This is a genomic window from Faecalibacterium sp. IP-3-29, assembly GCF_023347335.1.
In the GTDB taxonomy this organism is placed as follows: Bacteria; Bacillota; Clostridia; order Oscillospirales; family Ruminococcaceae; genus Faecalibacterium; species Faecalibacterium duncaniae.
This window is the reverse complement of sequence record NZ_CP094471.1, coordinates 2,792,535-2,813,813: the sequence shown is the minus strand read 5'-3', so window position 1 is coordinate 2,813,813 and position 21,279 is coordinate 2,792,535. Positions and strand designations below refer to the sequence as shown.

Sequence of the window (21,279 nt, the reverse complement as noted above, 5' to 3'; positions counted from 1 at the left end):
GTCTATTCTTTATTCTTGTAAAGGAGGGCGGGCAGATGAGCATTGGGCCAAGTATGCCGCTGCGGCTGGAAAAGCCGGAGGGCATCGACCTTGCACAGGCGGCGCGGTATTTCGGGGCCCGGGGCGGCGCGGACGCGGCCACCCAGGCGCTGCTGGAAAAATGCGCCGTGCCGCTGCTGGCGGCAGCCACGCCCCGGGCAGTCTGGCTGGAGGCCGACCCCGACAGCCTGACAGCGGCGGGCATTCTGGCGGGGGAAGATGTGGCAAAGCATCTGGAAGGCTGCACCGCCGCCCTGCTGCTGGCCGTGACGCTTGGCCCCGGTGTGGATGCCCAGATCCGCCGTGCCGGTGTGGGCGATATCGCCGCCGGTGTGGCATCGGATGCGCTGGGCTCCGCGCTGGCCGAACAGACTGCGGAGGCCGCTGAGGCTGAGCTGCGCCAATGGGCTGCCCGGCAGGGCAAGTATCTGACGGGGCGCTATTCCCCGGGCTACGGGGACTGGCCCCTTGCCGTGCAGCCGCTGTTGGCGGCAGCGCTGGACACCGCCCGCCGCGCCGGACTCTGTGTCACGGAAAACAACCTGATGACCCCCCGCAAGAGCATCACGGCCATTCTGGGGGTCAGTGATCACCCGGTCCGGGGTCATCTGGCGGGGTGCGGGCACTGCGTGCTCCGCACCCGGTGCGAATATAGAAAGAGGGGGATCACCTGTGCAAGCGAATGAACTGTTTGACCGGCCCAATACCATCCTGCTGGATGGCGGCATGGGCACCATGCTGCAGGCTGCGGGCCTGAAACTGGGGGCCCGCCCCGAGGAGCTGAACATCACCGACCCGGCGCTCATCGAGAGCATCCATGCCCGGTACGCCGCCGCAGGCAGCCGCATCATCAATGCCAATACCTTTGGCGCTTCCGCCCACAAGCTGGCGGGCAGCGAGTACACGCTGGAGGAGATCATTGCGGCGGGTATTGCCAACTGCAAACGGGCCTGTGCCCCTTACGGTGCATTGGCTGCGCTGGATGTGGGCCCGCTGGGGGAGCTGCTGGAACCCAACGGCACCCTTGCGTTTGAGGATGCCGTGGCAGAGTATGGCCGCATCGTCCGGGCAGGCGTGGCCGCCGGGGCTGACCTCGTGTTCCTTGAGACCTTTACCGATCTGTATGAGCTGAAGGCCGCCCTGCTGGCCGTCAAGGAGAACAGCAGCCTGCCCGTGCTGGCCAGCATGAGCTTTGAAGCGGGCGGCCGCACCTTTACCGGCTGTACGGTCGAGAGCTTTGCCGCCACCGCCCGGGGTTTGGGGGCCGATGCCGTGGGCATCAACTGCTCTCTTGGCCCCAAGGAGATCTTCCCCATGGCAAAGCGGCTGACCGAGGCCCTGCCCGGCAGCTTCCCGGTGTTCGTCAAGCCCAACGCAGGCCTGCCCCGCGCCGATGGCTCGGGCTACGATATCACCCCGCAGCTCTACGCCATGCAGATGAAGCCCTACCGGGAGCTGGGCCTGTTTGCTGCAGGCGGATGCTGCGGCACCACCCCGGAGTTTATCCAGCTGCTGAACGGCGTGTTTGCCGATTGCAGGCCGGGCCGCCCTGATCACCCCATGAAGTCGGTGGTGTGCAGCCCCATGGACTGCGTGGATGTGGACGGCATCACGGTGGTGGGTGAGCGCATCAATCCCACCGGCAAAAAGCGGTTCCAGCAGGCCCTGCGGGAAGGGGATATGAACTATGTGCTGGAACAGGCCGTGAGCCAGACCGAGGCCGGGGCCCAGATCCTGGATGTGAACGTGGGTGCGCCCGGTGTGGATGAGCCTGCCCTGATGGAGCAGGTGGTCAAGGCGCTGCAGAGCGTGGTCAGCCTGCCGTTGCAGCTGGATTCCTCCCATGCCGAGGCGCTGGAACGTGGCCTGCGGGTCTACAACGGCAAGCCCATCGTCAACTCGGTGAACGGCGAGGCGGAAAAGCTGAACACCATTCTGCCCCTGTGCAAAAAGTACGGCGCGGCGGTGGTCGGCCTTGCCATTGACGAGCGGGGCATCCTGCCCAAAGCCGAGGACCGCGTGGCCATTGCCCGCCGCATCCGGGACGCGGCACTGGCGGCAGGTATCCCGCAGGAGGACATCTATATCGACTGCCTGACCCTGACGGCCAGCGCCCAGCAGGAGGATGTGCTTGCCACGGTGCAGGCCCTTCACGCCTGCAAGGAGGAGCTGGGGGTGCGCACCATTCTGGGCGTGTCCAACATCAGCTTTGGTCTGCCCTGTCGCTCCTACCTGAACACCACCTTCCTTACCATGGCCATGTATGCCGGGCTTGACCTTGCCATTATGAACCCCTCCAGCGAGGAGATGATGGCGGCGGTCTATGCTTACAACGTTCTGACCAACCGGGACAGGCAGAGCACGAAGTACATTGAGCGGTATGCCAACCGGGTGCCCGCCTCTGCCGCACTGGCGCAGGCCGTGCAGAATGCCCAGACCGCCCCGGCAGCAGGCGAAACACCGGAGGCCGCCGGCCCCTATGCCCCCTTGATGAAGGCGGTGGAAAAGGGTCTGAAGGGCGAGGCAGCTGCCCGCACCCGGGCGCTGCTGGAGGAAAAGGAGCCGCTGGAGCTGGTGGACGAAGCCCTCATTCCGGCGCTGGATATCGTGGGTGCAAAGTATGAAAAGGGAACCCTCTTCCTGCCGCAGCTGCTGCAGGCGGCCACCGCCGCGCAGGGGGCTTTTGAGGAGATCAAGACCGCCATTGCCAAAAAGGGCGAGGGCAGCGCCAGCAAGGGACGCATCGTCATTGCCACCGTCAAGGGCGATGTCCACGACATCGGCAAGAACATCGTCCGGGTCATCCTGGAGAATTATGGCTTTGAGGTCATTGACCTGGGCCGTGACGTGCCGGTGGAAACGGTCGTGAACACCGTCCGGGAGAAGGATGTGCATCTGGTGGGGCTTTCCGCCCTGATGACCACCACCCTCAAGAGCATGGAGGAGACCATCCGGGCCCTGCACGATGCCAAGCTGGACTGTAAGATCATGGTGGGCGGCGCTGTGCTGACCCCCGAATATGCAAAAAAGATCGGTGCCGACTGGTACGCCAAGGATGCCAAGCAGAGTGCCGATATTGCCAAGGAGTTCTTTGGCGTATAAGTTGGGATATTAAGAAAAAACGACCCTCTCCGCATTGCAATTCCCGGAGAGGGTCGTTTTTTGGTTTACTTTTTGATCCAGTTGTCTACTGTACTCACCAGAGTCCTGCCCCGGCGGCCCAGAAGCTTGGGCAGGAGCATCCGGGCCATGGCCCAGACACCTGCAAAGTTGAACAGGATGATGGCGGCGGTCAGGAGACCTGTCCACAGGCCGTAGAGCGGAGGCTCGGCCAGCAGGAGCAGGGCTTCGCCCGCCAGCACGCCGAAGTTCAGCGCCACCCGGCCCGGGTGGATGGACATACCGATCATGTTGTGGGCATCCAGCGCGCGCAGCACGAACACGATGCCCAGACCGAAGAAGGAAGCCACCGTTGCGCCGATGGGCCCCCACCACTTGATGAAGAAGTAGTTCATAATGCAGTTGCTCACAGCACCGGCCAGCATGGTCCACAGGCTGTGGGTGGACTTTTTGTTGACAACGTATGCGCTGTTGAGGAACTGGTTGAAGCAGCTGCAGGTGGAAGCCAGCGTAAGGAAGGGCACAAAGTGCCAGGCGTAGTAGTAGTTGGACTTCATCACATGCATGACCGGGCGGCAGAGCCAGATGATGCCTGCCGCACAGCAGAACAGCACCGAGGAATAGGTGCGGAAGATCTTGGTAAAGAACCGGGCACGGCCCTCCTCCTCGGTCACGGCGGAGAGCTGCCAGGCATCGTAGAAGATCAGGCCCAGCGTGGTCAGGATGGTGGGCAGGAAGTAGCCGGTGGAAAGCAGGCCGCTCCAAGCGTCGCCGCTGTGGCCGTCCAGCCCGCCGCACATCTCGCGCACGAAGAACAGGTCCGATGCGTTGATGACCCAGAAGCTGATCTGGGCCGGGATCATGGGCAGGGAAAAGCGGAGCATCTGCTGCCAGAGATCCCGGTTCAGACCCTTGAGCTCCACATAGTTCCACAGCCTGCCGGTGATGCAGAGGAAGAGCACGCTGACCAGGTCACCGCTGATGATGGCCAGCAGATAGCCGTTGGCACCCCAGTGGAAGCCTACAAGGTAGAGCACATAGAACATCAGGGTGGCAAAGGTGCACAGGATGCCGTCCACGGCCACCAGCTTGTTCCACTGGCGGCTGCGCACGAACTGGGTGCAGAGGGTGCGCAGGCAGCTCATCAGGACGTAGATGTAGATGAGGAAACCGTACTGTGCCATATCGGGCAGGAACTGCGCCACAGGCCAGCAGAGGATCAGGATGCCGAAGCCCCCCAGAATGGTCAGCAGGCCGTTGGTGAACACCTGCTTTTCGCTGTTGCCCTTGTCCAGGCCAAAGCGGATGATGGCGTTGGACATGCCCATCGAGACAAAGGGGATGAGCAGGTTTGCGTACTGGCTCAGGATCTTCGCCAGACCCAGATCGGCGATCTCGGCCATGGCGTAGGTCAGGAACGGCTGCACCAAAAGGGTCAGCAGCTTAGACGAAAAGCTCGAAATGGCAAAGATAATGGTGTTTCCGGCCAGCTTTGAATATTTGTCGCCGCCGGAGGTCTTTTTTTCACTTTCCAAGGGTCGAACCCCTCCTGTTGATTTTTATCACGAGGTTTATTTCAATAAAGCCCGCCGTTCTTTCCAGTCTGGCAGCAGCTTTTCCACCTCGGCCCAGAAGGCCGGGCTGTGGTTGGGCTGCAGGAAGTGGCAGTACTCGTGCACCACCACATAGATCTGCGCGGCGGGCGGCATATTGTAGAGCTGCAATGCAAAGGTGATCTGCCGCCGTTTCATGTAGCACACACCCCACCTGCTGGTCATGTCCCGCACCCTGATGGTGGGTTTCTGCCCGCCCAGCACCCCGGCAAAGGCCGGGTAGACCTTATCGCTCATGGCAGTAAAACAGGCCAGTGCCTCCGCCTGGGAGGGCAGGGGCTGGTCATTCCGGGCGTTCCGCCGCAGCTGGCGGGAGACCGCCTCCCGGATCCACTGGGCCTGCTCTGTCACAAAGGCATCGGCAAAGCCCACCGTGTAGGACCACGGGATGCTCACGGCCACGGTGCCGTCCCGCCGGATGTGCAGGTTGAGCCGCTTGACCTTTTTGCGGGTCAGCTCATAGGGAATGTCTGCGGCGGTGCGCCGGGTCACTTCCGGCTTGCGCTGCGGCATTTCAGCCAGTCCTCCACGGGCAGCTGGGCCAGGACCACCGCTGCAAAGATGAGGGTACAGCCAAAGATTTCCCGCATGGAAAGGCTCTGGTGGAGCAGCAGCCAGCCGCCCAGCGCGCTGAACACGCTTTCCAGACACATGATAAGGCTTGCAATGGCGGGGTTTACGTCCCGCTGGCCCAGGATCTGCAGGGTATAGGCCACGCCGCTGGACATCACGCCGCAGTAGGCCAGCGGGAGCCAGTTGGCCCCGAACTCGGCCAGGGTGGGGTTCTCGAACAGGAGGGCGGCAGCGGTGCTCTCCACAGCCACCACAAAGAACTGCAGCAGGCTCAGGCGGACACCGTCCACCTGCGGGGCAAAGTGGTCCACCGTCATGATCTGAAAGCTGAACAGCACGGCGCAGGAAAGCAGGATCCAATCGCTGGCCTCAATGCCGCCAAAGCCGTTTTTCATGCAGAGCAGGTAGAGCCCGCCCACGGCGATGACCATGCTCAGCCAGAGCCGGGCATTGCCCCGCCGCCCCAGAAACAGCCCGAACACCGGCACCAGCACCACATACATGGCGGTCAGGAAACCAGCCTTGGCCGTGGAAGGGTTGAGCGTGATGCCGATCTGCTGGGCAGCGGAGGCCGCAAACAGCAGGGTGCCGCAGCAAAGCCCCGCCGTCAGCAGAAGCCTGCGGTCGGCAGGGGCTTTGGGCCAGCCATAGGCTGCGCCGTGCCTGCGGTGGAGGGCATCAAAGGCGCGGACGGTGGGCAGCAGCACCAGCACCGCCAGCCAGCTGCGCCCGGCCAGAAAGGAATAAGCCCCCATGCCGGAGCCTGCGCTCTGGGCCACGAACGCCGTGCCCCAGATAAAGGCGCAGAGCATCAGCATGAGAGAGTGTTTTGTTTGTGTGTTCATCTTAGCCGATGCCCTCCACTTTCATCAGACCGTAGAGGTAGTAACGGCTGGAATCGTAGGAAATGGTAACGCGGTAGCTTGCGTTGGGGTCAAGGTTGTCGATGTCGCAGTGGTAGTTCTGGCCGTCGGCGGTGAAATAGAAGGTGGTGTTGTCCACATACTGCGCGCCGCCGTCCACCTTTTTCCAGAGAGAGACCTTGAACTTCTGGGCACCGCCGTCGGTGGTGCCGCAGCCGTAAATGCTCAGCAGGCCGCTGGGCACGGTGAAGTATTCAGTCTGGCGGCTCCAGATGCCGTTGAACACGATGTTCAGCGCCCCGTTGGCCCGGGCTGTGGCGTATTTGGCCGTGGTATCGGCAATGCCATCGATCATCAGCGGGTCAGAGTTGAGCACGGCCCACTGGGTGGTGTCATCCTCCTGCACCTCGTTGGAAGATCCGAACACCTTTTGGGCAATGCTCTTGCAGCCGCTCAGGACGACAACGGCCAGCACAGCTGCCAGCGCAAAGGCAAGGATTCGTTTTGTTTTACTCATGTTTTTCTATCCTCAAAAACAGCAGGTGAAAAAATGCGATATTTTTGCATGATACCATAGTATACCGCATTTTTTTCCTGCTTACAAGGGATTTTCTGTGTCTTAGCCGTCCAATGCCGTCAGAGCGGCACGTTCGGCGGCGGCAAGGCCGCTTTCGTCGGAGCGGAACAGGGAACCATAGCGGTAGAGCGCCCAGCCCCCGGCACCGGCGCTGCGCAGGTCGGTCACCTGCCGGGCCAGCGCGCTGCCGGTGCACCACTGACTGACGCTGTCGGCGTTGGCTCCGCCGTCTCCCACGCCGACCCGGTAGGCTCCCAGCCCGAAATAGAGGGCCGTGCTCTCTGCCCGGGGCAGGGCCAGCCACTCGGCGGTGATGTTCTCAAAGGCAAAGCGGGTGCTGCCGGAGGAGAGGGTATAGCCGTAGCCCCAGTAGATCTGGGGGCAGAGGTAATCCACAACGGCATCTGCACCGGAGGCCGTCAGCCAGACGGAGAGATCGGTGTACTGCTCGTTCCGGTCGTTGTCCGGGTTGCCCTGGGGACTGACCCCAAACCGCAGGGTCGGGTCGGCAGCCTTGACGGCATCGTGGGCGGCTTTGACCAGCCGGGTCACATTGGCACGCCGCCATGCGGTCAGGTCAGCTTCCCCACTGGCTGCAAACTGCGCCGCGTCAATGGAAGGATCGGTGGTGGGGTAGAAGTAGTCGTCAAAGTGGATGCCGTCCACGGCGTAATTCTGTACCAGCTCTGCCACGCCCTGCACCACATAGTCGGCAGCCTCCGGAATGGCGGGATTCAGGTAGGCCCCCTCGTTCACGGTGCAGACCCACTCCGGGTGGGCGTTCAGCAGGCTGTTCTCTGCAATAGCAGGGGGCATGGAAGCCGAGCTCCTGAGCCGGTAGGGATTGACCCAGGCCTCCAGCGATAGCCCCCGGGCGTGGGCCTCGGTCAGCAGCACGTCCAGCGGGTCAAAGCCCGGGTCCTGCCCCTGCACGCCGGTGCACAGGTGGCTCCACGGGAAGAGGCTGCTCCGGTAAAGCGCATCTCCGAAGGGCCGCACCTGCGCAATGACGGTGTTCAGCCCAAGGGACAGGCAGTTGTCCATCAGCGCGGCGGCATCGGCCCGGAACGCGCTTTCTGAGGAAAAGTCCATCTCTGCAAATTCGAGATAGCTCACCCACACCGCCCGCCACTCGCCGCTGGGCAGGGCGGGGTTGGGGGCAGTCTGTGGCGATGGCACAGGCTCCGCGTTGTTTCCTGCCGGGATAGAACGCAGCAGATAATACGTCAGGGCGGCAGATACAGACCCGCCCAGTCCGATCAGGAAGGCGCGGCGGCCAACCCGGCGCTTGCGGTGCCGGTTCCGCCGCCGCTGGGTCATGCGTCTTCCTCCTGCATCTTGTACAGGCTCAGTGCCGCCCAGCCCCGGGCGCAGGCCAGCAGCACCCAGAGCAGATTGGCCCAGAAGCTCAGGCCTGCCATGCCGCCGTAGACCGTGAGCAGGACAAAGAGCAGGTGGAACGCCTCAGCGGCACCCACCAGCTGCAGCTGGCGCTGGATGGGCCTGCCCTTCTGGTATTCCAGTGCCAGCAGGGCGGGCCAGACCAGTGCGGAGAATAAGTAGGCTGCCCAGCCGTTCAGCACATAGCTGAGCATGAGCAGGACAAAAATCAGGAAATAGCTGCGCTTGTCCTTGGGGTCAGAGCCCTTTTCAGCGGCCAGAAACAGGATGGTGATGCCGGTGATGCAGAACGCGACCATCTCCAGAAAAGAAAAATCCATGCCGCCCAGCACGGCAAAGCCGTTGAGCATGGATGCCGCTGCCGCGCACAGCAGGAAGAAATACCAGGTCTTATGGGTGAATTTGAGCTTCATAGGGGAAGTCCTCCAGCAAAAATTTGGATTGTTTCAAATATTATAACACAATTTTCCGCAGGTTGTGTTACAATAAGGAAAACATGATTCAAAATCTGCGGAGGGACCCATGAACGTTGTATTCTCACTCATCCTGCTGGCGGCCGCCCTGGGCTGCATCGTTTTTCTGCTCACCCGGCGGGAAAACGCCCGCCGCAGCCAGTATGGCCCCAGCGGCCTTTCCGAATTCCGCACCGACCTGCCGCTGGACGACTGCTTCGACCGGCTGGACCAGCACAGCCCGGACGACGAGTTCGCCTACGAGTGCCGCCGTGAGAACGATGGCGGTTTCCTGCTCCATCTGACCCTGCACCAGCCTACCCAGCAGCCGCTGGACACCCTGTATACCCTCCGGCTTGACCCCGGGCGGCAGACCATCGCTACCCTGATCTTCATCCGGGAGGCCTTTGGCTACAAGGAGCCGCTTTTTCCGCAGGAAATGCTGGACAAGTTCATGCAGCAGAAGCTGGAAGCCCACCGCACAAAATAATTTTGCCCGAAACGCTTTTCATTTCGCGCGTTTTTTGTTATACTTACTTGTGCGCCCGGCAAACCGGGCAATGGGGGCTAGTAGCTCAGTTGGTCAGAGCTGGCGGCTCATAACCGCTTGGTCCCGGGTTCAAGTCCTGGCTGGCCCATGCAAAAAAGCACGAAGGTTTCGGCCTTCGTGCTTCTTTTTTGCTCATTCGTACAGTTCTTTGCTCATCTGGCCGTTTTTGTTTGCCCCCATTGCGGCAGATCCTGCTTTCTGCCGCAAATTGCATCAGATCCCGCCGTTTGCTCAATGAGTATTTCCCGCCGTCCCGTTATACTGGGAGGGAAATGGAATGAAACGATGGAGGAACAGACCATGAAATACGGTGTCATCGATGTGGGTGGCGGCCTGCGGGGCATTTACGGCGCTGGCGTGCTGGACCGCTGCCTGGAGGAGGACCTCCGCTTCGATCTCTGCATCGGCGTTTCGGCGGGCAGCGCCAATATGGCGTCCTATCTGGCAGGCCAGCATGGGCGGAACAAGCCCTTTTACGATGAATACTCCTTCCGCAGGGAGTACATGAGCGTGCACAACCTCATCCACAAGCACTCCTATCTCGATCTGGGCTATGTCTACGGCACCCTCAGCAATGCAGGCGGCGAGAATCCGCTGGATTACGCGGCGCTTGCCCGCAGCCCGGCAGAGCTCTGCGTGGTGGCCGCCAATGCACAGAACGGCGAGGCGCAGTATTTCACCAAGGCAGACCTCCACCCGGACGACTACCGCATCCTCATGGCATCCTGCTGCATCCCGGTCATCGACCAGCCCTGCGTCGTCGATGGCGTGCCTTATTTTGATGGCGGCCTGGCCGACCCCGTCCCGCTGGAATGGGCCTTTGCCCACGGCTGCGACCGGGTGGCTCTCATCCTGACCAAGCCCGTGGGGCTGGTGAGGAGTGATGCCCTGGACGAGCATCTGGCACACCTGCTGCAGTCGCATTACCCCGCTGCAGCCGAGGGGCTGCGCCGCCGGGCATGGCGGTACAACACGGCTGTCCAGCGGGCGCGGGAGTTGGAGCGACAGGGCCTTGTCTGCATCATCGCCCCGGACAGCACCGAGGGAATGTCCACCCTGACCAAGAACCGCGCCGGCCTTGAAAAAATGTACGCCAAAGGCAAACAGGACGCCGAAGCGCTGGTGCGGTGGATGCAAAACACCAAACAAGATGAATCGGTGGGCACCTGGAGATGAAACCCGTTCACTTCCCTTGACAATATCCGCCCCGGACCGCCCCGGACATTATAATATGATATGTACATACAGACAAAGGAGCCTGGAGCGGTATCGCTCTGGGCTTTTTTGCTTTGGAACAGAAAAATCGGATTTTTTGCAAAAAACACTTGCAAAGAGAGAATTCTTGTGGTAAAATAATTGAGCTGTGATTGTGCTGCTATAGCTCAGTTGGTAGAGCGCATCCTTGGTAAGGATGAGGTCTCCAGTTCGAATCTGGATAGCAGCTCCAGCTCAAACCGCCTTGATGGGAAACCGTCAGGGCGGTTTTTTGCATCCATCGCTCTGCCGTCTGCAGCAGCGCAAGCCTGGCAGCCCCAGTCAGGGGAGCTGGCGCGGAGCGCCTGAGAGGTCCATCAAACAACAAAGCCGCAGGCCTGTTGAGGGCTTGCGGCTTTGCTGTTATGGGAAAGAGGTAAAAGTGTCTGTAAAATGTCGGTTTAAATCAGAAGTCGACCTCAGTGTCGTAGTAGCAGCACTTGAGCAGCTTCTCCATCTCCTCCTGGCTGGGCTGGCGGGGATTGGAGCCGGTGCAGGCATCGCCGATGGCGTTCTTTGCGATCTCGGGCAGACGCTCCAGGAACACTTCCTCGGGAACAAAGCCCTGCTCGGTGGGGTAGGAATCGGGGCCGTAGTTCTTGATGCAGTGGGGGATGTTCAGCGCATCGTTCATGCCGCGCAGGTACTCGATGAGCAGCTTGACCTTCTCGTCGTCGTTGGAACCGCCCAGCTTCATCTCGTCAGCGATGACACCATAGCGCTTCTTGGCCTCGGGGTCCTTGGCGTTGAAGGCGATGACCTTGGGCAGATACATGGCGTTGGCAGCACCGTGGATGATGTGTGCGCCGTAGTCGGCAAAGGCAGCACCGGTCTTGTGTGCCATGGAGTGGACGATGCCCAGCAGCGCATTGGAGAATGCCATACCGGCCAGGCACTGTGCGTTGTGCATGGAATCGCGCTTGGCCATATCGCCATTGTAGCTGTCCACCAGATCGCCCTGGATCATCCGGATGGCGAAGATGGCCAGCGGGTCGGTGTAGTCGCAGTGGGCGGTGGAAACATAAGCCTCGATGGCGTGGGTCATTGCATCCATACCGGTGTGGGCAACCAGCTTCTTGGGCATGGTCTCGGCCAGATCGGGATCGACGATGGCGACATCGGGGGTGATCTCAAAGTCAGCGATGGGGTACTTGATGCCCTTCTGATAATCGGTGATGATGGAGAAGGCGGTCACCTCAGTGGCGGTGCCGGAGGTGGAAGAGATGGCGCAGAAGTGGGCCTTGCGGCGGAGCGGCGGAATGCCGAACACCTTGCACATCTCCTCAAAGGTGATCTCAGGGTACTCGTACTTGATCCACATGGCCTTTGCGGCATCAATGGGGGAGCCGCCGCCCATGGCAATGATCCAGTCGGGCTCAAACTTCAGCATGGCCTCTGCGCCGCGCATGACGGTCTCAACAGAGGGATCGGGCTCGATGCCCTCAAACAGCTCCACTTCCATGCCGGCTTCCTTCAGGTAGCCAACAGCGCGGTCAAGGAAGCCGAACCGCTTCATGGAGCCGCCGCCGACACAGATCATGGCCTTTTTGCCGGTAAAGGACTTCAGGGCTTCCAGAGCACCCTTGCCGTGGTACAGATCGCGGGGAAGAGTAAAACGAGCCATAGGAAATACCTCCGATTCAATCAAAACTCTCTGGCCTGTGGATGTTTGACACAAAAATAACCAACTCTCTTACACAAAGTGTACTGCAAACCATCCAAAAGTTCAATTGCCGGAATGTGGAAAAATCAGACCCAATTTTGGGCATTTCGCTGGAAAGGGAGGGCTTCCCGGCCGGAGAAACCGGGAAAATGGTAAACAAAAAACCACCTGAAGCTCTAAGACTTCAAGTGGTTTTTCAATGGAGCTGCTATCCAGATTCGAACTGGAGACCTCATCCTTACCAAGGATGCGCTCTACCAACTGAGCTATAGCAGCAAATGGCGACCCGGATCGGGCTCGAACCGACGACCCCCAGCGTGACAGGCTGGTGCTCTAACCAACTGAGCTACCGGGCCATGATCGCTCAAGTTCGTGCGGCGTTTACCGCCGGAACGTGCCTTATTATACCGGAAGATGGGCGGCTTGTCAAGCGGAAAAAACAAAAAAGCCGCAAAAAAGATGAAAAAGGCGGACTTCCTCAGTCTGCTCACTGCATTCGCAGCCAGCTCCTTCCATGAGGGAGCCTCTTTGCAGGGGCACAAAGGCCCCATCCCAGAGGGGGCTGGCATCGCGCAGCGATGACTGAGGGAGTATGTCTGCGCAAAAACAAAACCTCCGGAACGGCTGCTCCGGAGGTTTGTGGCAGGGGTAGTAAGTCTCGAACTCACGGCACGCGGTTTTGGAGACCGCTGCTCTACCAACTGAGCTATACCCCTAAATCTATGCTGCATTCGCTGAATGCCTGCTTATTATATAAGATTCGGCGCAAAATGTCAAGCATAAATTTTCAGATCTTGGTGTTGCAGCCGCAGCAGCCGTCCTTGGCGGCGGGCAGGCTCTGGGCCAGCTGCTCCAGAGTGACGCTGTCGATGTACTGGTTGATGACCTCGTCCAGCCCGGCCCAGAACGGCAGGGTGAAGCACTGTTCGGACATGGGGCACTCGTTGGTCTCGCTGCCAAGGCAGGGGATGGGGGCCACGCTGCCCTCAATGGCGCGCAGGATCTCACCGGCGGTGTAGTCGGCGGGGGCCTTGGTCAGCCGGTAGCCGCCCTGGCTGCCGCGCTCGCTTTTCACAAGCCCCACCCGGGCCAGCGGGGTGACGATCTGTTCCAGATATTTCAGGCTCAGGTTCTGCCGTTCGCTGATCTCTTTCAGGGAGACGGTGGTGCCCGGTGCGTAGCGGGCCAGCTCGGCCATCAGCCGCAGGGCGTAGCGGCTCTTTGTGGAAAATTTCATGGTCTACTCTCCTTGTTTCTCCCCTTAGTATACCACGCGGTGCAGGTTTTGCAAAGCGAAAACGCCGGTTTCTCTTGCCGAAACAAAAAACGTCTGTTATCATATAATGGAGAAAATATCGGAACTTGGAGATGAGACAATGGTAGAGAAGATCACTCCGGCCGAAGCCATCCGCCTGCTGGATGCAGGCAAGGCGCAGGCCGTGGATGTCCGGGAGCCGGACGAATTTGCCGTGGGGCATATCCCCGGCGCGAAGCTGCTGCCTCTGGGTGACGTGCTGACCCGCGCGGAGGAGGTCATGCCGGACAAAAACGCCCAGTGGCTGATCTACTGCCGCACCGGCCGCCGCAGTGCCGATGCCGCACAGAAGCTGGAAGCGCAGGGCTACATCAACCTGCGTGATCTCGGCGGCATCCTGAGCTGGCCGTATGAGATCGAGGGCGATTTTGAGGGGCATTTTTAAAGGAAACTCCCCCAGTCTGCTTCGCAGACAGCCCCCTTTGAGATGGGGCCTGTCCGTGCGATGACGGAGGGAGTTTTGTGCAAAAGAAAGGATGTGCACTTATGGCGTTCGACCCGAAAAAGTTTGCCGGAGCCCATTGCGGCTGCCGGTATCAGCAGGACTACCGCCCCACGCTGGGCCGGGACGGCAAAAAGGAATCCGGTACGCTGGAGGTCATCAAATTCTATTATGATGGTGCCATCCGCTTTGAGCAGCACTGCTACGGCGAGGCGGCGACCTTTGTGTTCGGCGTGTGGGCTTCCGGCATGGATGCCGACGGCACCCTGCACTGGGCACTGCCGGATAAGCGCAAGAGCTATTATGATGAGGAATACCTGCCCAAAAAGCTGGACCGGGTGGACGAAGCGGGCAATCTGTACTTCGATGGCGGCACCTTCCCCTGGAAGCTGGCCGATGATTTTTCCGAGGATCGGCGCTGGGGCTACCCCAAATGGAAGGTGGTTCTGGGAAAGCTGGCCGGAAAAGGCCGCTGAATCTGCCCGGATTGTTACGGATTGATGAATTTCCAGTATTCCTATTGACATGCTAGGGAATGATATGGTATAACATTCCCGTTAAAAGGTATCATAGGCCCGGACGTTCGGTCCGGAAATGCAAAAACGATTTGTCGTTTGCCAGAAAGGATCAATCCCATGGAAACTATGGAGAAAGTGGTTTATCTCGACAATGCTGCCACGACTGCCTGTGCCCCGGAGGTGCTGGCAGTGATGACCCAGGCCCTGAGCGGTGCCTGCGGCAACCCCAGCAGCCATTACAGCGTTGGCTATGAGGCCAAAGAGTTTGTGGACACCGGCCGCGCCCAGGTGGCAAAGGCCATCAACGCGTCTCCGGCGGAGATCTTCTTCACCGGCTGCGGCTCCGAGGCCGACAACTGGGCCGTGAAGGGCACTGCCTTCACCAAGGCCCGCCAGAACAAGAAGCACCTGATCACCAGCGCCTTTGAGCACCACGCCATCATGCACAGCATGGCGGCTCTGGAGCGCATGGGCTTTGAGGTCACTTATATCAAGCCCACCCCGGAAGGTTATATCCGCCCGGAGGATGTGGAGGCGGCCATCCGTCCCGATACCGCGCTGGTCAGCATTATGATGGCCAACAACGAGATCGGCACCATCCAGCCCATCAAGGAGATCGCGGAGATCGCCCACAAGCACGGCGTGTGGATGCACACCGATGCGGTGCAGGCCGTTGGCACCATTCCCGTGGATGTCAAGGAGCTGGGCGTGGATATGCTGTCCATGAGCGCCCACAAGTTCAATGGCCCCAAGGGCATGGGCGCACTGTACTGCCGCAAGGGCATCTGGCCCCAGAACCTGATCGATGGCGGCAGCCAGGAGGCCCGCCACCGCGCCGGCACCGAGAACGTGGCCGGTATCGCCGGTATGGGCAAGGCACTGGAGATGGCCGTCGCCCATCTGGACGAGCGGATGGCCCACGAGAAAGAGCTGCGTGATTACGTCATTGACCGCGTGCTCAAGAACATCCCCGAGGCCCGCCTGAACGGCGGCCTGGAGCACCGCCTGCCCGGCAATGCGAACATCAGCTTCCCCGGCCTGGAGGGCGAGACCATTCTGCTGGACCTGGATATGCACCACATCTGCGCATCCACTGGTTCGGCCTGCAACTCTGACAGCCTGGACCCCAGCCATGTGTTGCTGAGCATCGGCGTGCCGGAGGAGATCGGTCATGGTTCCATGCGGTTCACCTTTGGTCCGCAGAATACCATGGAGGAAGCAAAATATCTGTGCGACGTGCTGGAGGAGGTCATTCCCCGCCGCCGCGCAATGAGCTGTATGTGGCTGCAGGGCCAGAACACCGCCCGTCATTTCAGCCTGAAGGGAGACAACTAAAATGGCAAGTATGTATAGCGCAAAGGTCATGGAGCATTTCGCAAACCCGCACAATGTCGGCGAGATTCCCGACGCAAACGGCGTGGGTGAGGTCGGCAACCCCAAGTGCGGCGATATCATGCGCATGTACCTGAAGATCGAGAACAACGTGATCGTTGATGTCAAGTTCCTGACCTTTGGCTGCGGTGCCGCCATTGCCACCAGCAGCATGGCCACCGACCTCATCAAGGGCAAGACCATTGACGAGGCCCTGAAGCTGACCAACAAGGCCGTTGTGGAAGCTCTGGAAGGTCTGCCCCCCATCAAGGTGCACTGCTCCGTTCTGGCAGAGCAGGCGGTCAAGGCCGCTCTGTCCGATTACTACCGCCGTCAGGGCATCGATCCGGAACCCATTGTGGGCAAGCTGGAAGAAGACTGTGACCATTGCAGCGGTGAGAGCTGCAAGGTCTGAGCAGGATCCGCAGAATCATAAAAAGGGGTGGTTCCCGGTCGGGAACCACCCCTTTTTTGGTATCATACGAAACTGCGGTGAAAGTTCAGCGCAGATTTGCCTTCTGGATCAGGCTGCGGATATGGTGGGCCAGCATCTCGATGGCGGGGCCGTTTTCACCGCCATTGGGGATGATGATATCGGCGTTGCGCTTGCTGGGCTCCACAAAAGCCTCGTGCATGGGCTTGACAGTGGCGCGGTACTGGGCGATGACGCTGTCCAGAGAGCGGCCCCGCTCCTTGACATCCCGCAGGATGCGGCGGAGGATCCGCTCGTCAGCGTCGGTGTCTACATAGATCTTGTAATCGAACAGGCTGCACAGCTCCGGCTCAGCCAGGGGCAGAATGCCCTCCACGATGAGGACGGGGGCGGGCTCGATATGCTGTACCTCGCTGCTGCGGTTGTGGTTGGCGTAATCGTACACGGGGCAGTCGATGGCGCGGCCCGCCTTCAGCTCCTTCAGGTGCTGGATGAGCAGGTCGTTGTCGAACGCGTCCGGGTGGTCATAGTTCAGCTTGCAGCGCTCTGCAAAAGGCAGTTCATCGTGGCGCTTGTAGTAGCTGTCGTGGGAGATCAGACGCACCTCGTCCTCCCCGAACCGCTCCTTGAGCCGGTAAGCCAGCGTGGTCTTGCCGCTGCCCGAGCCGCCTGCGATGCCGATGATCAGATTGTTCATGTCCCAAAATCCTCCTGCCTGCCGATTCCGGTAGAAAAACCGGTCAGAATAAGCTATAATAGGTATATTGTTGGGGAACACCCCTGTTTCTCACTGCTTATGATATCACAAAACCACTGTTTTTGACAGAGTAAGAGGAAAATTGATGAAAAAGATCATTCCGGCCCCGTATATCGACCAGACTGCCCGCTGGGTGAACGGCTGCGAGAGCATTAGCAGCGTGATGCTGCTGCAGGCTATGGGCATCCCCATTGACCCGGACGTGTTCATTGAGCGCGACCTGCCCCACGCCCCCTACTGGGAACAGGAGGGCAGGCTCTACGGGCCTGACCCGATGTTCGTCTACCCCGGCGACCCCCACGACCACACCGGGTACGGCTGCTATGCCCCCTGCATCGTGCAGGCTTTGCAGAGTGCGCTGGCGCACGAGGGCGCGGCGGACCGGTTCGAGGTGCTGGACGTGAGCGGCGAGACCGCGGCACAGCTGTGCCGGTTCATTGACGAGGGAATGCCGGTGGTGTTCTGGGCAACGCTGGATTTTACCCCGGTGCCCGAGGAGCGGGACCACTGGCTGCTGGCCGATGGCACCGACTTTGCCTGGAAGTGCCACGAGCACTGCCTGCTGCTGGTGGGCTACGATGAGGAAAACTACTGGTTCAATGACCCGTGGCATGACCATGGGGTCTGCGCCCAGCCCAAGGAGCTGGTGGAGCGCTGCCACGCGGCACAGGACTCCTATGCGGTGACCCTGCGGCGAAAATAAGAAAGGCGGAACATGAAAACAGAGAAACTGAAACAGAACGTCAAGGGCTATGTTCATCAGTTTGAGGACGGCGGCCTGCGGCTGCTGAGAAAGGGGCAGAAGGGTGTGATCCACGCCATCTTCAGCCGCTTTGGCCTGGTGCTGATCCTGCTGCTGCTGCAGGTGGGGCTGCTGTTCAGCATCTTCCGGTGGTTCGGCAACCTGTGGCCCCATTACTTTGGCGGCAGCGTGGTCGTTACATCGGCCATGGTCATCTACCTGCTCAACAGCAAGATGGACAACAGCGCCAAGATCACCTGGATGGTGGTGGTTGCCATTGCACCGGTGGTGGGCATTCCGATGTTCTTCTATGTCAAGAGCAATTTCGGGCACAACATCCTGCGCAAGCGGCTGCTGGAGCTGGAGGACCAGCTGCGCGGCTGGCTGCCGCAGAGCCAAAAGGCAGTGGAGCAGCTGAAAGCGCTTGAACCCGGCGCAGCCTCGCTGGCAAAGTACCTGTATGGGCGGGGCGGCGGCTTTCCGGTGTACCAGAACACTGCCATGACCTATTTTCCCGGCGGCGAGGCAAAGTTTGAGGAACTGCTGCGCCAGCTGGAAACGGCAGAAGAATATATCTTTGTGGAGTATTTCATTATCGACGAGGGCCTGATGTGGGGCAAGATCCTGGAAGTGCTGGCCCGCAAGGCGCTGCAGGGCGTGGATGTCCGGGTGATGTACGACGGTACCTGTGAGTTTTCCACCCTGCCCCGCAATTACCCCCGGCTGCTGGAGAAGCTGAACATCCAATGCAAGGTGTTCAGCCCGGTGCAGCCATTCGTCTCTACCCATTACAATTACCGCGACCACCGGAAAATTCTTGTCATTGACGGGCGGGTCGGTTTTACCGGCGGCGTGAATCTTGCCGATGAGTACATCAACCACATCCAGAAGCATGGCCGCTGGAAGGATGCCGCCGTGATGCTGGAGGGCGAGGCAGTCCGTTCGCTGACGGCTCAGTTTCTGCAGATGTGGGGCATCCTGAAGGAGCCGGAATATGAGCAGTTCCTGACCCGGCCCATTCCGGTGCCGGAAAATGCAAAGGGCGTGGCGGCTCCCTACGGGGACTGCCCGCTGGACGGCGAGCGGGTGGGCGAGATGGTCTATATCGACCTGCTCAACCGGGCCAGGGATTACATCCACATTATGACCCCCTACCTCATTCTGGACGGCGAACTGGAGACCGCTCTGAAATTTGCCGCCGAACGGGGCGTGGATGTCCACCTTATCCTGCCCGGAAAGCCGGACAAGCAGTTCCCCTACGCACTGGCAAAGAGCCACTATTCGGCCCTGCTGGATTCGGGTGTGAAGATCAGCGAGTGGAGCCCCGGTTTTGTCCATGCCAAGGTGTTCGTGGTGGATGGCAGGGAAGCGGTGGTGGGTACCATCAATCTGGACTACCGCAGCCTGTACCATCACTTTGAGGATGCCGTCTGGATGGTGGATGCTCCCTGCATCCGGGACATTGAGCAGGATTTCCAGCACACCTTGGAGCAGTGCCGCGCGGTGGAAAATACCTCGGCCAGCATCTGGCAGAAGCATTATCTGCTCCGTGCCACCGGAATGCTGCTCAAGGTCATTGCACCGCTGCTGTAACAGCTGAATTACAGAGCAACAGCCCCCTCAGGCTATTATGACCCGAGGGGGCTGTTGTTTTGTATGATCCTTATCTGGGGTAGCACAGCGCCAGCTTGGAATAAAAATCTTCCAGTGCAAAACGGACATCCAGATCGTGATAGACACGGATGGTTTTACGGTCGGAAGCTTCAGCATAGGTCAGGTTGGGCAGGAGCACAGGGGACGGGCGGAGTGTCCAGTGCCCCCGGAATCCATTCTCCAGCAGGACGGCGGCGGTAGTGTTGTCACCCAAAGTCCAATTGCCCCCGGTGCGCAGAGGAAAGCGGGGATCGTATTCGGAGGGGTACTCGTCCATCAGCTGCTGAAATAGATAGGCTCCCACTTCGCCGCAGGGCCGTACCCGAAGCGCCAATTCGGAAAGGGATACCTCGAATCTGGCGTAGACATCCTGTGGGATCTGCCAGACCGTGACAGCGCTGTCCAACAGGACACGGCAGGCGATGGGGTCTTGCTGAACATTGAATTCCGGTCGTCCGGCGGGATAGGGGCCGCCGCCGTTCCAGAGCACCGTCATGCGGGACGCGATCTCCGGGGCACGGTTCAGGGCGGCGGCAATGTTTGTCACAGCGCCCTGGGCCGCAATGTACAGGGGAGCCGGGTCATCCCGCAGAGCCTCCTGGATCAGAAACTCGACGGCTTCACAGTCGGGAGCATCCTCCGGGGAGGCGAGAGGGGCAGTACAACCATGAAGAACGGGAACATCGTCGATGTGTGCGGCGTTCAGCAGGCGGCATACCTCCTGGTAACTGCGTTCCATGCTGTGGGGCGGCAGACCCCTTTGGGTGGTTTTGACCTCGAAATGGGTGGCACAGATACCACGCACGTCAAATTGCGGAGTGAGCAGATGGTGCAGGATGGCAAAGTCATCATCGCCTTCGTTTTTTGCGTCGGTGTCAATGATGACCCGCATCCGGCAGGCCTCCGGTGGTGCAAATCCAAGCCGCGCAAGAAGTTCAAAGCGTTCCATGTGGTGTTCCCTCAATTCAGTTTTGCCAGCGCTTCGTTCAGTGCGGCCAGCTTATCTTCATCGAACATTTTGTTGCTGTAGAATTGCAGATTGTTCACCGAAATGCCCCGGGAGCCGGGCTCCTGCTGCACATATTGGGCCAGCTCCGGCAACAGCTGCTGGATCAGGGCAGCGGACTGAGGAGTGTCCAGCAGGGTGCCGATCTTCATATCAAGACAGAATTCCTTGACTTCCTCCGGGGCGGGCACCAGCACGTCGTGGTTGAAGATGTGGTTCAGGAAGCCGAGTGCCATGCCCTGCCACACTGCGGATTCCGGGTTTTCCGGGTTTTGGGGATTGGCAATGTGGCGGCTGCCGGTGGAGAAGCCGTGGTCGCCGTAAGCAAAGATATGCATCTCATAGGGGATCTTCCGCTCTGCCAACAGGGTGGCAAACTGCAGGGACTGCGTGGCGGGCACCAGATGGTCGCCCTGAGTGGCAAAAAGGAAGGCAGGGGGAGTCTGGTCATCCACCTGCTGCAGCAGGTCCGGAAGCTCCATGCCCAACGCCTTGCCCGGGACGCTGAACACAGCGTAGCCCAGCAGCATGGCCGCGGGACGGACCCGGCCCATGGTGCCCACCGAGGCGGCAAGATGCCCGCCGGCAGAGAAGCCTACTACGGCGATCTGCTCCGGGTCGATGTGCAGGTCGCCTGCGTTCTGGTGCAGGTAGTCCATGGCCTCCTGCGCTTCGGCAAAGGCATTGGTATAGACCTCCTCCACCGGACAGTTCTGGGAGACGCTGTACCGCAGCACAAAGGCATTGTAGCCTGCGTTCAGGAAGGCCAGCGCTACAGGATCGGCTTCCCGGTCTGAGCAGAAGGCATAGGCTCCACCCGGAAAGATCAGGATCGCAGGACAGCGGTCCAGAGCAGGCATTTCGGTGCAGGGATCCTGCAGGTAGCAGGTCAGCTGGGCATTGTGGGCCCCCATGGGGATCTGAGTGATTTTCATAG

Annotated in this window: 21 protein-coding genes and 5 tRNA genes; 12 read left to right on the top strand and 14 right to left on the bottom strand. The window is 60.1% G+C overall.

Annotated elements, in window-relative coordinates; translation table 11 throughout:
• Positions 1-35 precede the first annotated feature (35 nt).
• Positions 36-725, top strand: a complete 690-nt coding sequence (locus tag MTP40_RS13490) for a vitamin B12 dependent-methionine synthase activation domain-containing protein (RefSeq protein ID WP_207685035.1) — start codon at positions 36-38, stop codon at positions 723-725.
• Positions 712-3,141, top strand: a complete 2,430-nt coding sequence (locus tag MTP40_RS13485; RefSeq protein WP_207685036.1) for a homocysteine S-methyltransferase family protein — start codon at positions 712-714, stop codon at positions 3,139-3,141. Before MTP40_RS13490 ends, MTP40_RS13485 begins: the two co-directional genes overlap by 14 nt.
• A 65-nt stretch (positions 3,142-3,206) precedes the next feature.
• Here the strand turns inward: MTP40_RS13485 and MTP40_RS13480 are convergent, their stop codons facing one another.
• The 6 genes from MTP40_RS13480 to MTP40_RS13455 form a co-directional block, all read right to left on the bottom strand.
• Complete coding sequence (locus MTP40_RS13480; protein ID WP_249259534.1) at positions 3,207-4,694, bottom strand: lipopolysaccharide biosynthesis protein; 1,488 nt, start codon at positions 4,692-4,694, stop codon at positions 3,207-3,209.
• A 36-nt stretch (positions 4,695-4,730) separates the two neighbouring features.
• Entirely contained in the window at positions 4,731-5,285 is a 555-nt protein-coding gene (locus MTP40_RS13475; protein WP_249259533.1) for a M48 family metallopeptidase, read from the bottom strand.
• Positions 5,261-6,190 (bottom strand): DMT family transporter, encoded by a 930-nt coding sequence (locus tag MTP40_RS13470; protein WP_249259532.1) that lies wholly within the window; start codon positions 6,188-6,190, stop codon positions 5,261-5,263. The genes MTP40_RS13475 and MTP40_RS13470 overlap by 25 nt, the downstream gene beginning before the upstream one ends.
• 1 nt (position 6,191) lies before the next feature.
• Positions 6,192-6,725: a hypothetical protein gene (locus MTP40_RS13465; protein ID WP_249259531.1), complete on the bottom strand. Its 534-nt coding sequence runs from the start codon at positions 6,723-6,725 to the stop codon at positions 6,192-6,194.
• A 102-nt stretch (positions 6,726-6,827) separates the two neighbouring features.
• Positions 6,828-8,105 carry a glycoside hydrolase family 10 protein gene (locus tag MTP40_RS13460; protein WP_249259530.1) on the bottom strand — a complete coding sequence of 426 codons (1,278 nt, stop codon included), beginning with the start codon at positions 8,103-8,105 and terminating at the stop codon, positions 6,828-6,830.
• On the bottom strand, positions 8,102-8,599 hold the full coding sequence (locus tag MTP40_RS13455) for a hypothetical protein (RefSeq protein WP_005934562.1): 498 nt from the start codon (positions 8,597-8,599) through the stop codon (positions 8,102-8,104). The genes MTP40_RS13460 and MTP40_RS13455 overlap by 4 nt, the downstream gene beginning before the upstream one ends.
• A 109-nt stretch (positions 8,600-8,708) precedes the next feature.
• Here MTP40_RS13455 and MTP40_RS13450 point away from each other — a divergent pair, with 109 nt between their 5' ends.
• The 4 genes from MTP40_RS13450 (at position 8,709) to MTP40_RS13435 (ending at position 10,635) form a co-directional block, all read left to right on the top strand.
• On the top strand, positions 8,709-9,128 hold the full coding sequence (locus MTP40_RS13450; protein ID WP_005934560.1) for a hypothetical protein: 420 nt from the start codon (positions 8,709-8,711) through the stop codon (positions 9,126-9,128).
• 74 nt (positions 9,129-9,202) lie between these two features.
• Positions 9,203-9,276 (top strand) — tRNA-Ile (locus tag MTP40_RS13445).
• Positions 9,277-9,488: 212 nt separating this feature from the next.
• Complete coding sequence (locus MTP40_RS13440) at positions 9,489-10,364, top strand: patatin family protein (protein ID WP_442900432.1); 876 nt, start codon at positions 9,489-9,491, stop codon at positions 10,362-10,364.
• Positions 10,365-10,559: 195 nt separating this feature from the next.
• Positions 10,560-10,635: transfer RNA gene (locus MTP40_RS13435), tRNA-Thr, on the top strand.
• Between the two features lie 213 nt (positions 10,636-10,848).
• Here the strand turns inward: MTP40_RS13435 and MTP40_RS13430 are convergent.
• The 5 genes from MTP40_RS13430 to MTP40_RS13410 form a co-directional block, all read right to left on the bottom strand.
• Positions 10,849-12,066: an iron-containing alcohol dehydrogenase gene (locus tag MTP40_RS13430; RefSeq protein WP_249259528.1), complete on the bottom strand. Its 1,218-nt coding sequence runs from the start codon at positions 12,064-12,066 to the stop codon at positions 10,849-10,851.
• Between the two features lie 239 nt (positions 12,067-12,305).
• Positions 12,306-12,381, bottom strand: a tRNA-Thr gene (locus MTP40_RS13425).
• A gap of 3 nt (positions 12,382-12,384) precedes the next feature.
• Positions 12,385-12,461: transfer RNA gene (locus tag MTP40_RS13420), tRNA-Asp, on the bottom strand.
• A 284-nt stretch (positions 12,462-12,745) separates the two neighbouring features.
• Positions 12,746-12,821, bottom strand: a tRNA-Trp gene (locus tag MTP40_RS13415).
• Between the two features lie 71 nt (positions 12,822-12,892).
• On the bottom strand, positions 12,893-13,342 hold the full coding sequence (locus MTP40_RS13410) for an RrF2 family transcriptional regulator (RefSeq protein WP_097771320.1): 450 nt from the start codon (positions 13,340-13,342) through the stop codon (positions 12,893-12,895).
• A 139-nt stretch (positions 13,343-13,481) separates the two neighbouring features.
• On the opposite strand from MTP40_RS13410, the gene MTP40_RS13405 reads away from it, so the two are divergent.
• The 4 genes from MTP40_RS13405 to nifU all read left to right on the top strand — a co-directional run bounded on the left by MTP40_RS13405 (position 13,482) and on the right by nifU (position 16,166).
• Positions 13,482-13,805 (top strand): rhodanese-like domain-containing protein, encoded by a 324-nt coding sequence (locus tag MTP40_RS13405; RefSeq protein ID WP_249259527.1) that lies wholly within the window; start codon positions 13,482-13,484, stop codon positions 13,803-13,805.
• Positions 13,806-13,906: 101 nt separating this feature from the next.
• The gene (locus MTP40_RS13400; RefSeq protein WP_207684653.1) at positions 13,907-14,338 is read left to right on the top strand and encodes a hypothetical protein; all 432 of its coding nucleotides are present in this window, start codon (positions 13,907-13,909) and stop codon (positions 14,336-14,338) included.
• Positions 14,339-14,497: 159 nt separating this feature from the next.
• Entirely contained in the window at positions 14,498-15,715 is a 1,218-nt protein-coding gene (locus MTP40_RS13395) for a cysteine desulfurase family protein (RefSeq protein ID WP_249259526.1), read from the top strand.
• A gap of 1 nt (position 15,716) precedes the next feature.
• Entirely contained in the window at positions 15,717-16,166 is a 450-nt protein-coding gene (gene nifU / locus MTP40_RS13390) for a Fe-S cluster assembly scaffold protein NifU (RefSeq protein WP_005934520.1), read from the top strand.
• 85 nt (positions 16,167-16,251) lie between these two features.
• Here the strand turns inward: nifU and udk are convergent, their stop codons facing one another.
• Positions 16,252-16,881, bottom strand: coding sequence for a uridine kinase (gene udk, locus MTP40_RS13385; RefSeq protein ID WP_005934518.1), 630 nt, complete (start codon positions 16,879-16,881; stop codon positions 16,252-16,254).
• A gap of 145 nt (positions 16,882-17,026) precedes the next feature.
• Between udk and MTP40_RS13380 the strand changes: the two genes are divergently transcribed.
• Together MTP40_RS13380 and MTP40_RS13375 are read left to right on the top strand one after the other, a co-directional pair.
• Positions 17,027-17,644: a C39 family peptidase gene (locus MTP40_RS13380; RefSeq protein WP_249259525.1), complete on the top strand. Its 618-nt coding sequence runs from the start codon at positions 17,027-17,029 to the stop codon at positions 17,642-17,644.
• 12 nt (positions 17,645-17,656) lie between these two features.
• Complete coding sequence (locus MTP40_RS13375; RefSeq protein WP_156074910.1) at positions 17,657-19,276, top strand: phospholipase D-like domain-containing protein; 1,620 nt, start codon at positions 17,657-17,659, stop codon at positions 19,274-19,276.
• Between the two features lie 70 nt (positions 19,277-19,346).
• Here MTP40_RS13375 and MTP40_RS13370 read toward each other — a convergent pair whose 3' ends face one another.
• Entirely contained in the window at positions 19,347-20,285 is a 939-nt protein-coding gene (locus MTP40_RS13370; RefSeq protein ID WP_249259524.1) for a nucleoside hydrolase, read from the bottom strand.
• Between the two features lie 11 nt (positions 20,286-20,296).
• Positions 20,297-21,277 (bottom strand): alpha/beta hydrolase, encoded by a 981-nt coding sequence (locus tag MTP40_RS13365; protein WP_249259523.1) that lies wholly within the window; start codon positions 21,275-21,277, stop codon positions 20,297-20,299.
• Positions 21,278-21,279 lie beyond the last annotated feature (2 nt).

What these genes read in the sequence shown, in the direction of transcription:
- MTP40_RS13490 (WP_207685035.1), top strand. Translation starts at nt 36, where the DNA reads ATGAGCATTGGGCCAAGTATGCCGCTGCGGCTGGAAAAGCCGGAGGGC.
- MTP40_RS13475 (WP_249259533.1), bottom strand. Translation starts at nt 5,285, where the DNA reads ATGCCGCAGCGCAAGCCGGAAGTGACCCGGCGCACCGCCGCAGACATT.
- MTP40_RS13470 (WP_249259532.1), bottom strand. Translation starts at nt 6,190, where the DNA reads ATGAACACACAAACAAAACACTCTCTCATGCTGATGCTCTGCGCCTTT.
- MTP40_RS13465 (WP_249259531.1), bottom strand. Translation starts at nt 6,725, where the DNA reads ATGAGTAAAACAAAACGAATCCTTGCCTTTGCGCTGGCAGCTGTGCTG.
- MTP40_RS13460 (WP_249259530.1), bottom strand. Translation starts at nt 8,105, where the DNA reads ATGACCCAGCGGCGGCGGAACCGGCACCGCAAGCGCCGGGTTGGCCGC.
- MTP40_RS13455 (WP_005934562.1), bottom strand. Translation starts at nt 8,599, where the DNA reads ATGAAGCTCAAATTCACCCATAAGACCTGGTATTTCTTCCTGCTGTGC.
- MTP40_RS13450 (WP_005934560.1), top strand. Translation starts at nt 8,709, where the DNA reads ATGAACGTTGTATTCTCACTCATCCTGCTGGCGGCCGCCCTGGGCTGC.
- MTP40_RS13440 (WP_442900432.1), top strand. Translation starts at nt 9,489, where the DNA reads ATGAAATACGGTGTCATCGATGTGGGTGGCGGCCTGCGGGGCATTTAC.
- MTP40_RS13430 (WP_249259528.1), bottom strand. Translation starts at nt 12,066, where the DNA reads ATGGCTCGTTTTACTCTTCCCCGCGATCTGTACCACGGCAAGGGTGCT.
- MTP40_RS13410 (WP_097771320.1), bottom strand. Translation starts at nt 13,342, where the DNA reads ATGAAATTTTCCACAAAGAGCCGCTACGCCCTGCGGCTGATGGCCGAG.
- MTP40_RS13405 (WP_249259527.1), top strand. Translation starts at nt 13,482, where the DNA reads ATGGTAGAGAAGATCACTCCGGCCGAAGCCATCCGCCTGCTGGATGCA.
- MTP40_RS13400 (WP_207684653.1), top strand. Translation starts at nt 13,907, where the DNA reads ATGGCGTTCGACCCGAAAAAGTTTGCCGGAGCCCATTGCGGCTGCCGG.
- MTP40_RS13395 (WP_249259526.1), top strand. Translation starts at nt 14,498, where the DNA reads ATGGAAACTATGGAGAAAGTGGTTTATCTCGACAATGCTGCCACGACT.
- nifU (WP_005934520.1), top strand. Translation starts at nt 15,717, where the DNA reads ATGGCAAGTATGTATAGCGCAAAGGTCATGGAGCATTTCGCAAACCCG.
- udk (WP_005934518.1), bottom strand. Translation starts at nt 16,881, where the DNA reads ATGAACAATCTGATCATCGGCATCGCAGGCGGCTCGGGCAGCGGCAAG.
- MTP40_RS13380 (WP_249259525.1), top strand. Translation starts at nt 17,027, where the DNA reads ATGAAAAAGATCATTCCGGCCCCGTATATCGACCAGACTGCCCGCTGG.
- MTP40_RS13375 (WP_156074910.1), top strand. Translation starts at nt 17,657, where the DNA reads ATGAAAACAGAGAAACTGAAACAGAACGTCAAGGGCTATGTTCATCAG.
- MTP40_RS13370 (WP_249259524.1), bottom strand. Translation starts at nt 20,285, where the DNA reads ATGGAACGCTTTGAACTTCTTGCGCGGCTTGGATTTGCACCACCGGAG.
- MTP40_RS13365 (WP_249259523.1), bottom strand. Translation starts at nt 21,277, where the DNA reads ATGAAAATCACTCAGATCCCCATGGGGGCCCACAATGCCCAGCTGACC.